This window comes from Flexithrix dorotheae DSM 6795 (genome assembly GCF_000379765.1).
GTDB classification, from domain to species: Bacteria; Bacteroidota; Bacteroidia; order Cytophagales; family Flammeovirgaceae; genus Flexithrix; species Flexithrix dorotheae.
Genome location: NZ_KB903498.1, coordinates 205913 through 219074 on the forward strand (window position 1 = coordinate 205913; position 13162 = coordinate 219074).

Here is a 13162-nt window from a genome sequence, read left to right on the forward strand (position 1 = left end):
GTAGTGCTATTCATTTTGTTGGACAAATAGCATGATCATCAAACTCCTTTAAAATTAAATATTCAGTGGGGATCACATTCAGCCCTGTGCCCATAATTTCATTTTTTTCTGACAGAACTTGGTAAATAGCCAAACCGCTTTTTAAAGGCAACTGTAAAATGCTGGGGATTTTTAAAACCAACTTCTTCCGAAATAGCGGCAATGGATTTATTGGTAGAAGTAAGCTGTAAATGTGCAAAATTCATCCTTGAAATAACCAGGTACTCAGATGGACTTACCCTGAAAAGTTCTTTAAATCCGGTTTTCAACTTGGTGGCACACATTCCGGCTAGTTTAGAGAGCTCATTTATAGAATAAGGAGTTTGAAAATTTTGCTCTATCACCTCTTTAATATAATGGTATTTTTCAACATCATGGCTGGACACATTTACCTTATTTTGATTGGTACATGGGGTACAACTATCGAGTTGGAGTATCAGTAATTCAGTAATTTTAGCCTTCATATAGGCTTTGCGCATAGCTCCAGTAAAAGGGCAGTGTAAAATATCACGAATAACATGATGCAATTCCATGGAGATGGGTATACTTTTATTGCTCATTCTTACCGGTTGGTTACAGTAAATACCTTTTTCCAATACCCTGAGCGCTTCCAGTTGATCGCCAAACAACTGCTCGACAAAATCTAAAGTCAGGTAAATCTCCAGGGTTTTTCGATTCAGAGGACCAGGGTATTTTAGCAAGCCATTCACTTCCGGTAAGAAAAATAAATTATGGTGTCCTTTTCTAATTTCCACATCAAGACCACTGGAATTGGCTTTGTAAATAGAATGGCCGTCCAGTTCAAACTGCATCTTAAAGACAGGAGCCTGTTGCTTCACATCAATTATCAGATCTTTATTAAGGCTCACTTCACGCTGCTCAACGATAATTCCATCAAAATTTGATTTCCGCATTTTACCCTTCATTCCCGGAAAAGCCACATGGTGTTCTGCTTCAAAGGTATCGTTAAGGGACTTTACCTGAACCAGTTCCTGAAAATCTTCGCTTTTTAAATGAATCTGCATAAATGTCTGATCGCGTTAGTAGAATGTCTGTTTGCGTTGTATGCCACGCTACTCTAGCCTCTATTTTTGCAAAAATATCTATAATTTATAATTAATCTTAATAAGGATAGTAGTTTTTTGTCGAAAATGGATAAAGCCACCTATACATTTAGTCTGTTTTTCTTTTGTCTTGGAATTTTTTGCCAGGCTCAGGATAATGGATTGGTTTATGGGGTCGTAAAATCTATTGATGGAACACTATTACCTCATTCAATTATTCAGATTGAGGAAATCTCAAGAGGAGGAACTACCGACATCAATGGTGCTTATGCCTTGGATAATCTGCCTATAGGTGAATATTCCATTAAAGTATCTTTTGTGGGATATCATACCATTTCAAAAATCTTCAATATATCAAATTCAATAAAGGAGGTTCGGCTCAATTTTGTGCTAACGGAAAATACCACAACGCTGGAGGAAATTAATGTAGAGAGGAATTTGGTGGAAGAAAAGGAAATTGCTGGGTTTGCCATGGAGGGTATTTCTATGAAAGCGATTCGAAACCAATCTTTGGAAATTAACACAATTCTGGACCAAACAGCAGGAGTTCGTGTGAGAAAGGCAGGAGGTTTGGGCTCAAGGGCGGATTATTCGGTAAATGGTTTGGGAGGAAAATCTATCCGGTTCTTTATTGATGGTGTTCCCATGGACTATTTTGGTTCCTCCTACTCGGTAAATACCATTCCTATATCCTTAATTGATCGCATTGAAATTTATAAGGGAATAGTTCCCATAGAATTAAGTAATGATGCTTTAGGTGGTGCGATCAATCTGATTACCAAAAAAAGTTACGATAACGCTGTAGAATTGTCCTACTCTTTCGGATCTTTCAATACACATCGTGCATCCCTTTTGGCAAATTACAGAAATAAGGATTCGGGTGCTACAGTCAGACTTTCTGCATTCTACAATTATTCAGACAATGATTATCAAATTTGGGGAGATGATGTATATGCCACAGATCCTGAAACCTACACTGTTCAAAGAGGAATAAAAGTACGAAGGTTTCATGATGCCTTTGCATCCAAAGCAGTAAAAACAGACATTGGATTTACGAATAAAAAATTTGCTGATCAGTTTTTTTTAGGCTTGTTATACTCTGATTTGGATAAAGAACTCCAACATGGTTCTACCATGGAAGTCCCTTATGGAGAAGCTACCTATAGCCAAAATGTTATCGTCCCCTATCTTGTGTATCAGAAACACGATTTGATTAAGGGATTCGATCTCAATCTATTTAGTTCATTGTCCCAATTGTCTAGGAGTCAGGTAGATACTTCTCGTAATATTTACAACTGGTATGGAGAAATTGAAGGAACTCGTACCCTTGGAGGCGAACGTGTCAGGACTTTAAATGAACTAAATGAGCGGGTCTTTTTAAACAGGGTAAATCTGGTTTACAGGATTAATGAACAACACCAGATTGGTTTTAATTCTATTGTAAGTTTGTTAAACCGAACTGAAAATGACCCGCTCATTACCCAAAAAAATGACGGGTACTGGTCTCCACAAAAGTTTAAAAAAACAAGTATGGGACTGCTTTTCCAAAGTGAAATGCTCCAAAAAAAGCTCAATACCTCTGTTTTTCTAAAAGCTTTCCATTTCAATGCTGACATCAAAACCTCTGAAATTATACAGGGTGTCCCCAATTATTTCACTGAATATACTTCCTCCGGCAGTTTGGGATTTGGTTTTGCTGGTTCGTATCAATTAACTTCCCACCTCCGGATTACTACTTCCTTTGAAAAGGCTAACCGGTTGCCGGAAGCCAATGAAGTATTGGGAGATGGATTAATGGTAAGTAGTACCAGCAGTCTCCGGCCGGAAACAAGTTATAATGCAAATCTTGGATTTAATTTGCAACTATTTGCAGCACAGGAAAACAGATTAAAATTATCTGCAAATGCCTTTTACAGGGATGTGTTTGACCTGATACAACAATGGCAATATGATTTAGGGGCCTTTGTTTATATTAACTTTGATGAAGTCCGGATGAGCGGACTGGATGCCAAACTGGAATATTGGTATAAATCAAAATTTAGCCTGACACAAACATTTTCCCATTTGAACCCGATCATAAAATCGGATTTTGATGAATTGGGAAATAATAATATCACTCAGGGATCCCGTCTGCCAAATACCCCTTTCCTGCAATTGAATACCAATGCCAGGTTGAATTTTAAAAATCTATTTCAGGCCAATTCGAAGATTTTTATTTACTGGACGATTGCCTATGTAGGTGCCTTCCATAGATACCCTGAAATTATTGGGGAATTTAATAAAGATATAATCCCGGCACAACTAGTGAACGATTGTGGATTTGGCTACACCTTTCCCAACCAAAAACTTTCCCTTAGTCTGGATTTCAATAACATCTTCAACGAACAGGTTTTTGATAATTACGCCATTCAAAATGCCGGTCGCTCAGCTTATTTTAAAATCACTTACAAAATAATTTAACAAGCAAAATAAATTTAACAGTTTACTATGAAATATTTATTCAAAACAATCACCATTCTGCTCATTGCAATTTTGGGTTTTTCCTGTGAAGAGGAAGGCAATGATCCAGTAGATCCAGTAGTCAAAAATACTTTCAGTGTATTGGGCACAATTGACGGGGCATATTACCTTACCCAAACGGAGAAATTAAATGAGGGCAATTTTTCCTTTGTGGATAATGGTACTCAGTTAGAAGCAGACCAGGCCGCACGAATCATTTCCTCAGGAGAATACATTTATTCATTAAACTACGGAACGGGATTATTGACTCAGCTCAAGCCAAATACCTCCGGTAATTATGACAAGGTGAAGGAAATTAATGCTGGTTTATCCGTTGGGACAAACCGACCGCGGTTTCATCTGGCGGAAGAGAATACAATTTTAGTTTATAATGTGGTAGTTACTCCTGTAGTCAATGAAAATGAAGAGGTCACCGATAATACCTGCACCCTCAGGCTGGCTACGGTTTCCCTGCCCAATCTTACCATTTCCAACCTGACCGAATTTGAAATTCCACAAAGTGAAAACGCAAAAAACGGTGCCACTATAGGCTATCATCCCATGCGGGTAGATTCTCCAATTATTTCCGGAGACAAAATCTATTTTGGACTGATGCATCTGGATATGTATGATCCATCAGTTCCTCCTCCATTCAAAGTTCCTAAACAAACCGGACTAGAGACTTTGGTATTCGATTATCCTTCCTATACCAATGGTACAGTGATTTCTACCAGTATGGCAGCGGGTCATACCTGCGGGTATCGGGCTCCTTCCATGCATTTGGATGAAAATGGAGATGTTTATCAGTCGAACTGGTTCATGTCAGCCAATTCGTTTGATTTATCTGCTGGAGACAAAACTGTAATCACCCGCCTAAAAAATGGGGCTTATGATGAGAGTTATGAATTCAATATTTCAGACGCTTTGGGAATAGAATCCAATGTAGGTACAGCTGGCTGGTTTTATGCCGGAAATGGAATTGGCTACATGCCGCTTCATTTGGAAAACGAAGGAAATTACTATACCGAAAACTCCTGGAGCCTGGCTCGGATCGATCTTTACAATAAGAAAGTTCAAAAGCTAAATGTGCCCATGTCGATGTTATTCAGCTATGAAAGTGGGGTAGTAAAAGATGGCAAATTCTACATGGCAATTAGTCCTATCGGAGGGGAAGCCTATGTTTATGAATTTGATCCTGCTTCTGAAAGTCCGGATGCCTTCACAAAAGGGCTAAAACTGGATGGGGGAAATCTTCAAATTGACGGAATCTATTAATCTTAATCAGGAAGTGGTGCAAATATTAAGTAGAAATTTGCACCGCCTCTATAAAGTTAATTCTATGAAAACTTACCTTTTTATCATCTTACTGGCTTGTATTTTTGTGGGCTGTAATCAGCAAAAAAATGAGCGTTTTAATTATACACTCATAAAATCCATGATTGATGTTACCCCCGACCAAGTTGAAAAATTTGATGCTATAACTTCCAGATATACCACACTTGGAAGGGAAACCTATGATAAATTTCATCACGATAAGGAAAAACTTGCCAAAGAGTTGGAAAAAGTGGCAAAAAACCAGGATGCTGAAATGCAATCTCTTCTAAGTGAAGCACAATACGTCATTTACGAACGGGAAATTAAAATAGAGCGCAAGGGCCGGGAACAACACAATATGAATCTAATAAAAAATGCCCTGGAAATGGACAGTACCCAACAAGTTCAATTTGACAGGGCAAATGAAGCTTTCTACACCACACTTATAGATAACCATGATAATTATCACGGAAAACCAGATGTGTATTTGGAATACTATAAAGAATTAGATGTGAGTCGCAGAGCAGCCTTCGAAGAGTTCATGAATTCTGATCAATACAACCTGTATTTAAAGCTGGTGGATGAGTATAAAATTGGAAAATCTGAACACTAAAAAGAAAGTCGGAATTTGCAGGTCACTTCTTCGGAAAAAAAGAAGGAATGAATCCGGGCTTAAATATATCATGTCGGTGTCACATTTATGGCTCGGACTTTCTTCCTCTGTGGTTGTTTTCATTGTCTGTCTCACTGGAAGCTTATATGCTTTTAAAGGACAAATTGAAAATTTAGTAAATTATCAATTGCTATACGTCCCACAAGTTAAAACAAATCAACAACCTGTAGACTTATTGCTTTCTAAATTTGAAAAACAATATGGGAAGGCAACCCAGGTATTTTGGTTTCCCGAAAATAATCGAAGTGTCCTCATTTCAAGCTTTAGTAAGGAAAATTTAGGTCATTCTGTTTATTTCGATCCTTATTCAGGAGAAGTGCTTGGAACTAAAAATGAGCACGTAAGTAAGTTATTTGACTTCATTTTAGAATTACACCGATTTCTCCTGATTGACGAAATCGGTAAAACTATTGTGGGGATTAGCGTATTGATTTTTGTTTATATGCTTTTATCTGGTTTGGTTTTGTGGTTTCCCAGAAAAATGAAACAATTAAAAAATGGGCTACGCATTAGATGGAATGCGCATTTCTTTCGGCTCAATTATGACCTTCATAAAGTATTGGGATTTTATGCCTTTTTATTGCTATTATTCATTGCCATAACTGGTTTGTATGTTTCCTTTCACTGGGTTAAAAATACCATAATCGTTAGTTTAGGAGGAAATTCAATTGTGATCTCTGAGGACAATCTGGAATTAAAAAATGAATTATCACAATCCTTTATGTCTATTCTAAATGAACTGGAGTCAGAAAATGAACCCTCAGGAAAAATTGATTCTTTGTCTGTACAACAAGTTATGGCCATATGCGATTCAGTTTTTCCCTTACCCGGAGAAATACAATTACAGTTGCCAAATGAGGTGGTCAATACCGTTCAGATTACCAAATCGAATGCCCATAATATATTGAACATTTCAGTGCCTGACCGAATCCTGCTTTCCAAAAAAGGGAATATACGAGACGTGATGACTTTTGCCTACCTGCCCTTACACAAACAGTTTATGGCCGTTGCAAAACCACTTCACACCGGGGAAATTATGGGCCTTCCCGGAATTATTTTGTATTTCTGTATTAGTTTAACAGGTTGTTCTCTACCCATTACAGGCTTTATTATCTGGTGGAAAAAAAGATAGTATTTTTGTCTGTCCTTGCTTTTAGGAAAGGTTTTCTATTGCTCCTTTATCAAAACCTTTTGCAATTAACCTGATTCCCAAAGTAACTTCAAATAAAGCAGTGGGTGTGTTTAAAATCAAATATTCAGTGGTGATCACTTCCAACACCTGAAATAGCAGTAACAAACTGGCAATTACAGATAACAAAGTGGCAGATAAAGCCCAGACTGAAAGCCATTTGGGAATTAATCTGGACTTAAAAAGCAATATGTAAAACAGCAAATTACCTGCGCATAACACTAAAATCATGAACACATGGTTTACATAGTCTCTTGTGGTTTTCAGTAAATTTCCCAATGTTTCAATTTCCGGGGTCTGAGCGGGCTCACTTACAAATGCCTGACTCAAGGCTAATATTTCCATCAACAGTATACTTCCCAACACCACTAACCCTGCTGCAATTATTCTAAAACTCAAAAATCCCAAAGCCAGACTTTCTCCATAACTTTTGATTTTGGGAAATAACAAAAGGGCAAAGGACAAATAAACGAGCCCCATAATGAACTGAAAGATCGTGCCTGAGATCACCTGATTTGGATGTGCTGCAGCTTTCGTCAAAAAATCTGCAGCATCAACTGCGGGTGCTACGCTTAATATTCCAGCCACCAAAGCCAAAATCAAAAGCATCCCTGCTACTCTTGTTTTGCGTTTTTCTAACTCCATTTTTGTTACCCTCTAATAATTACTTTTCTACAGCTTCTTGCTGATTTTTATAAAACCTTGTCTCAAAAGTATTTTCCGGGGTAAACAAAAAATTGTAAAAAACTGACATTCTCCTGTGTGTTACTCGCTTAATTTCCAGAAGTGCTTAGGATTAAAACCAGTAAATGCCTTAAACTCATGATTGAGATGAGCCTGATCAAAATATCCATTGGCATAGGCCAATTCTGTGAGATTCGGACCTTGGGAATATGATTTGATGACAGATTCAAAGCGAATAATTCTCGAATACATTTTAGGGTTAAAGCCTGAAAATTCGGCAAATCGCCTTTTAAATTGCCTTGGGGAAAGGCAAACTTCTCTGGCCAATTCAATCACTTTTGAAGTTCCCTTGTTTTCTTTAATGTACCTGATGATCCTGGTAATTTGAGGGTCTTCATATTTCCGGTTTGGCAAGAGTGATTTGAAAAAATCTGATAAAATCGCTATCCGCTGTTCAGAGCTGGGGGCAAGTGCCATTTTTTCAGTCAAAATACTTCCTTCCTGACCTAAAAAAGTATCCAGGGACATAAATTCCCGATAAAGCTTGTTTGCAGGAATATTAAAAAGTTTGGGTATGGCATGGGGATAAAATGATACACCAATTAAGTGATAAAAATCGCTAACCGGGAATTGAGTAGGTACTGCCGTTTGTCCCTGCACTGAGGAAAATAACAATTCTGCATAACGACTATTATTTTGGAAGGCAAAGGTAATTTCTGCCAAACTGTTTGCTATTACATAATAAATTGCATTAGATTTTTGCAATTTCTCATCCCATGTGGCCACCCAGAAATAGCTAATATATTCTTTAAGCTCCTCACAAGGCGGTATTATCTTATAATTCATCAGTTTTCACAAGTGGTTTGGAGGAAGAACCTGGGCTATTCATTGTTTTTAAAAATTAAATTGTCAATTTCTATCCCGGGATTATCACTTAAATCTCAAAATAGAAATTGACAAAGGAATACCCAAAAGCAAGATAATGATTTTCCTAATAATTGGAAAATTAATGAACCTTCCTCAACAAAGTACTATGACACAAAATAAGCGTTTCTAATATTTATCCCCGGAAATCCATCGGTTTTGGATACCCCAGGAAGTATTCGGTTTGGCCGATGATGTGATCACTAATTCACCTCCACTCATAATCTCCTGATGAGTGAGCCAGTTTCGTTCCAGCGGTTTTCCATTGAAAGTCGCTTGCTGTATATATGCATGGTCCGGATTATAGTTTTCCACCTTGATCAAAAAACTTTTTCCATTTTCCCAGTTGAACTTAATTTCTTCCAACAAGGGAGCATGCAGGTAATAAACCGGTTCGCCTATACAAGCCGGGAATAATCCACAGGAAGCCCATACATACCAACTTGACATGGTTCCTGCATCATCATCCATGGTGGGTAGATAAGTGGCTGGATCATTCTTGTAAATCCTGCCCACAAAAGAACCTGTTCCCCGACTATTGTTATTGAAGTAATGCTGCACAACAGTATCCACCGCAATTTTATGAATAATTGCCTGCGATTTCCATGGCTGGGAAGTTCCCTGGTACATTCCTGTGGTTTGTAAATCAGGCTGGTTGGCATGGTTGTAATAATCTCCTTCGAAAAACTCATCCAGTTCCGCCAGAAAAGTTTTCTCCCCTCCAGTCAAATCCATCAACCCATTTTGGTCGAAAGGAACAAACCAGCGATATTGCCAAACAGTTCCCTGATACATTCCTCTTGCACCCATTCTGTCCACATCATTTTTAGACAAATCTTTAAAATCTTTCATCCAGTAAGATTTGTAATTCAAAGCCTTATCCAAAAACTTTTTACCTTGGGTTTTTTGACCTAAAGTATCAAGAATTTGAGAAAGTGCCCAGGCATCGTAGGAAGCTTCCAATGCCTCATCAGGATGGTTGTATGGAAGTTTTTCAACCTCACTTATGAGTGAATCCGCAATTTTATCAAAATCTAAATTGACCCCTTTTCTATAGGCATCTAAAAGTACCACAATGGCATGCTCAGTTCTCACGGTAGGAGAAGGTTCGTTTTCCGTAGCAAAATCTTTTTTCCCATAGGCATACAGATTGGCAATTGACCCAGCGATATCCTTGAAACGTTCTGGATATACAATTGAAAGCAGAGGAAGCTGGGTGCGATAATTGTCCCAAATGGCCCATCCATTATAAATTGGCGTATCAGATTGTTGTACCGAACCATCCACCGCCCGATAATAGCCATCTTCTTCGTTAACCATATACGGAGATTGAATGGCACGGTATAAATAGGAATAGAAAAGTTCCTTTCGCTCCTGATCACCTTTTACCTCAATATGACTAAGTAATTTGTTCCATGCCAGATTACTTTCCGCTTTCATTTGCAAAAAAGCATTTTGTTTGACGGAATTTTTAGCATATTCTACATTTACTGAAGAAAGGGCTAAATGGATTTCCACATCTTCCTGGTCTGGTTTGAGCTGGGCCAATACCTGATGTTCACCTACTTCCACCCATTCAACAGACTGGCTCACTTCCATGTAATAATAAATCTTGTATTGGCCATCTCCGCAAGTAGTTCGGGCTTCAATCCATCCACACATGGAGTTGCCTTCAATATGGTGGGCTTCAGCCCTGAATCTATTGACAATTGAGTGACCCAGATCAAAATAAAGTCCTTTTTCACCTTCAGGGAATTCGTAATGATGCATACCATAGTTCCCCACCACAGTAAACTCAGCTGAAAGCTGATTGGTAAAAGCCACCCTATAATAACCTGGTGAAGCACTATCTCCAGTCTTCATCAATTTTGAGTTTTCCCAACTATCGCCTATAAACGGTTTGACCAGAATATTTCCACCGCTTCCCTGGCAACCCACCCCTTCAAAGCGATTGTGGGAAAACCCTAAAAATTCTTTTGCATAATATTCATAACCCGTGTGTGTGGAAGGATAAGTATGCGGGCCAATACTCAACATACTAAAAGGATAAGAAGCTGCTGGAGACATTTGCCCGTGGTCACCCGAAGTACCAAGAAAAGCATTAACTAAACTTGCAGGTTCAGCCTTTTCTTCAGTTAATTGATTGTCTTGTTTCCGCTGTGAACAGGAAAAATTAAAAACCAGAATTAAGGTATAAATTAAAAGTAAACGCATGAATTTTAGGGATCTAGAGGTTCTATTGGATTTTGTTGAAACGAATTGATATTTGGTAACCATTCTAAGGTGGTTGGGAAAATCCTATCTAATAATTTACAAGGCAAATACCCAAGTTCTTCCATATTTCTGTCATAAAAATTTTGTGAGCCAACATAGTCACTATGCCTAAAATTGGTGGTTACCAAGCCAGGTTTATCGGTTGGTACTCCATATTTAAACAACAGGCGGGAAGCATTGCGGAGATTAGTAGTGGTATGCCTTGCATGTGGCTCAATAATTATATGCTGTTCAGGAATACCGTACTTCTCCATTAATTCATTTTTCATTTCAATGGCTTCACAAGATGGAGTACGGTAAGGATGTACATGACCTCCAGAAACAATGATAAGAGGGGCTTTTCCTTCTTTAAACTGTCGGGCGGCCACTCTAAGATTGAATTTACCCAAAGGTGTAAGCGATACTCCATAAATTTCCGAACCTGCCCCAAGAACCAGAATGGAAGCATAAGGGTATTTTTCCCAGGAAACAGAAGGAATATAATTGACTGCTGTCTGGTTTTCGAGACTTTCCATAGGTTCATATCGTGCTGCTTCATCTTTATGATTGATATATAAAAGCGAATTTGTAAAATCAAGGCTAAAATCAAAAAACAAGGGACTTTTTTCTGCCTGAATCAGAATATCACTTGCCCAGGAATGAATCGTATATATATAAGTCCTGCTGTTCACATCATAAACCACTGAATCGATGTTGGGGTAAATTGCTTTTTCACCATTTCCATAGACCTTTATAGAATGGTTCATCCCTTCAGCACATATCTGCCAGGCCTTTTTTAAAAGCTCTACATCAGACAGGGAATCATATAACTGATACGCCATAGATGGGCGCACATGTTGAGTGGTTAAGCTTGCTAAAGCCTGGCTTTTTTTGAACAGCTTTTCCAGGTTCTTACCCACCTCTGCAATTTCTTTTTCTGACCATAAAAAAGAGTTTACCACACAGGAACGGTCCCTTGCACAGGATTCTACAGCCTTTCTAATAGCTTGAAGTTTCCTCTCTTTTAGTGCAGTAAGGTCTTTATCACTAGTCAGTAACTCCTTTGTTTCTGGTACTTTTTGAAAAAGAGTAAGCAAATAAAAATTCTTGTCCTGAACCAGGGAAGATGACTTAACATTCCGATAGCTTATGGAACCGGAAATATTGGATTGTCCCCAACTGATCTGGAGGCAAAGGCAAAAAGTTATGAATAGAAAAATGTATTTTTTCATATTATATAATGTGAAAAGTTTAGGTTTTTGAAGCTCACTTTGAGTTACCATTTACAGGATTAATCCTTACCGGTTTCTCATTGGGTAGTTGCACAAAATAGTCGGTGCCATAATTATTTCCCGGTTTAAAAAAATCTGTGGAAATAACTTGAGCACCACTTTCAAAGGCAGCCTTGGCCCGACTCATGTCATTAACCTTTGCTTCATAGGTCTCTATATCGGATCGGGTCCGTACCAAGTATCCTTTTTTCACCGCAGCTTTAATCTCTTCTTTCCTCATTAAAGAATTGTCCAACAGCAAAAAGGCTGCGTAAGATTGCCCGGGTTCTGACTGGACAAACATAGCCCTGCCTTCAAGGTTAGGCCTGTTTTCCACATATGGACTTTTTAAAGACATTCCGGCAGTGGAGGGTAAAAGCATAAATACAAATTTGCCAAGAGATGCTGAAAGCAGTGGCCAGTTTTGTGCTAAAACGCCCTCTTCCAGCGTGGAATATTCACCCCTAACCAAATCAGGAGTGATTACTTTTTCTTTTCCTAAAACCGAGAAAATTAAGTGATCCAATTCATCAAAAACTTCCGCAGTGTAGGGCAACACTTCTGCTGAATTTGGGAATATGGGAATACCTTTGTCCTTTGCCTCAATCATAATAAAAACAGGGACATGACCAGGGTGTTTATCCGACCAGTTTTTCAAGGCTATAAGCGCCTGCTCAAAGGTGGTATAATGGGAACGGAAATCTATATCCGGAACATGCAGTACTTTAAAACCTGGCTTTTCCAAACCAGTGCTGTCATATGGTAAAAATTCTTTATAGCCTTTTTGACGTAGGACATCATAAACCGCAGGTCTGGTAAACCGATTTCCCGTTGGATCGTAATAGACATCAATTTCAAAAGATCGTAACCCTGAATCAAGCTGTTCCCTAAAATCTGGGTGATCATAGGAAAGGCCTTCGCTCATTTTAACCTTGTTGGGATGGTATTCCTTGTACTTTGCTTTTTGATCTTCAGGTATACTTGCCTGATTTTGAGCCATCATCTGCTCAAAAATCGGATCAATAAAATTTGAAATGGCCGTATCAAGTGGCAGGGCATAACTATTATGTGTACCCAATACCTGGATTTGATTGATTTTTATACTTTCGGGTAAAACAACCGAAGCATCTTCTACCTTAAAAGCTGTTTGATTGCAAGCATATAGAATTAATCCAAAAAGGAAAGCACCTGATATCCTTGATAGATAAATCAGTTTCATGGAATACTTTGTTAAGAAAGTTCTGATGAAAAA

10 protein-coding genes are annotated in these 13162 nt (G+C 38.3%); 4 read left to right on the top strand and 6 right to left on the bottom strand.

The window, feature by feature from the left end:
- Positions 1 to 98: 98 nt before the first annotated feature.
- The gene (locus A3EM_RS0136660) at positions 99 to 1064 is read right to left on the bottom strand and encodes a helix-turn-helix transcriptional regulator (protein ID WP_020533229.1); all 966 of its coding nucleotides are present in this window, start codon (positions 1062 to 1064) and stop codon (positions 99 to 101) included.
- Between the two features lie 126 nt (positions 1065 to 1190).
- On the opposite strand from A3EM_RS0136660, the gene A3EM_RS0136665 reads away from it, so the two are divergent.
- The 4 genes from A3EM_RS0136665 to A3EM_RS0136680 all read left to right on the top strand — a co-directional run bounded on the left by A3EM_RS0136665 (position 1191) and on the right by A3EM_RS0136680 (position 6721).
- The gene (locus A3EM_RS0136665) at positions 1191 to 3563 is read left to right on the top strand and encodes a TonB-dependent receptor (protein ID WP_020533230.1); all 2373 of its coding nucleotides are present in this window, start codon (positions 1191 to 1193) and stop codon (positions 3561 to 3563) included.
- Positions 3564 to 3590: 27 nt separating this feature from the next.
- Positions 3591 to 4877 carry a DUF4374 domain-containing protein gene (locus A3EM_RS0136670; RefSeq protein WP_020533231.1) on the top strand — a complete coding sequence of 429 codons (1287 nt, stop codon included), beginning with the start codon at positions 3591 to 3593 and terminating at the stop codon, positions 4875 to 4877.
- Between the two features lie 64 nt (positions 4878 to 4941).
- Positions 4942 to 5529, top strand: a complete 588-nt coding sequence (locus tag A3EM_RS0136675; RefSeq protein WP_044240872.1) for a hypothetical protein — start codon at positions 4942 to 4944, stop codon at positions 5527 to 5529.
- Positions 5498 to 6721: a PepSY-associated TM helix domain-containing protein gene (locus A3EM_RS0136680; RefSeq protein ID WP_020533233.1), complete on the top strand. Its 1224-nt coding sequence runs from the start codon at positions 5498 to 5500 to the stop codon at positions 6719 to 6721. Before A3EM_RS0136675 ends, A3EM_RS0136680 begins: the two co-directional genes overlap by 32 nt.
- 21 nt (positions 6722 to 6742) lie before the next feature.
- On the opposite strand, the gene A3EM_RS0136685 is transcribed toward A3EM_RS0136680, so the two are convergent.
- The 5 genes from A3EM_RS0136685 to A3EM_RS0136710 form a co-directional block, all read right to left on the bottom strand.
- Positions 6743 to 7423: a DUF4386 domain-containing protein gene (locus A3EM_RS0136685; protein WP_020533234.1), complete on the bottom strand. Its 681-nt coding sequence runs from the start codon at positions 7421 to 7423 to the stop codon at positions 6743 to 6745.
- A gap of 120 nt (positions 7424 to 7543) precedes the next feature.
- On the bottom strand, positions 7544 to 8308 hold the full coding sequence (locus A3EM_RS0136695; RefSeq protein WP_020533236.1) for an AraC family transcriptional regulator: 765 nt from the start codon (positions 8306 to 8308) through the stop codon (positions 7544 to 7546).
- A 207-nt stretch (positions 8309 to 8515) separates the two neighbouring features.
- On the bottom strand, positions 8516 to 10600 hold the full coding sequence (locus A3EM_RS0136700) for a glycoside hydrolase domain-containing protein (protein WP_044240918.1): 2085 nt from the start codon (positions 10598 to 10600) through the stop codon (positions 8516 to 8518).
- Positions 10601 to 10605: 5 nt separating this feature from the next.
- On the bottom strand, positions 10606 to 11871 hold the full coding sequence (locus A3EM_RS0136705; protein ID WP_026210815.1) for a YdcF family protein: 1266 nt from the start codon (positions 11869 to 11871) through the stop codon (positions 10606 to 10608).
- Between the two features lie 34 nt (positions 11872 to 11905).
- Entirely contained in the window at positions 11906 to 13129 is a 1224-nt protein-coding gene (locus A3EM_RS0136710) for a Ca2+-dependent phosphoinositide-specific phospholipase C (RefSeq protein WP_020533239.1), read from the bottom strand.
- Positions 13130 to 13162 lie beyond the last annotated feature (33 nt).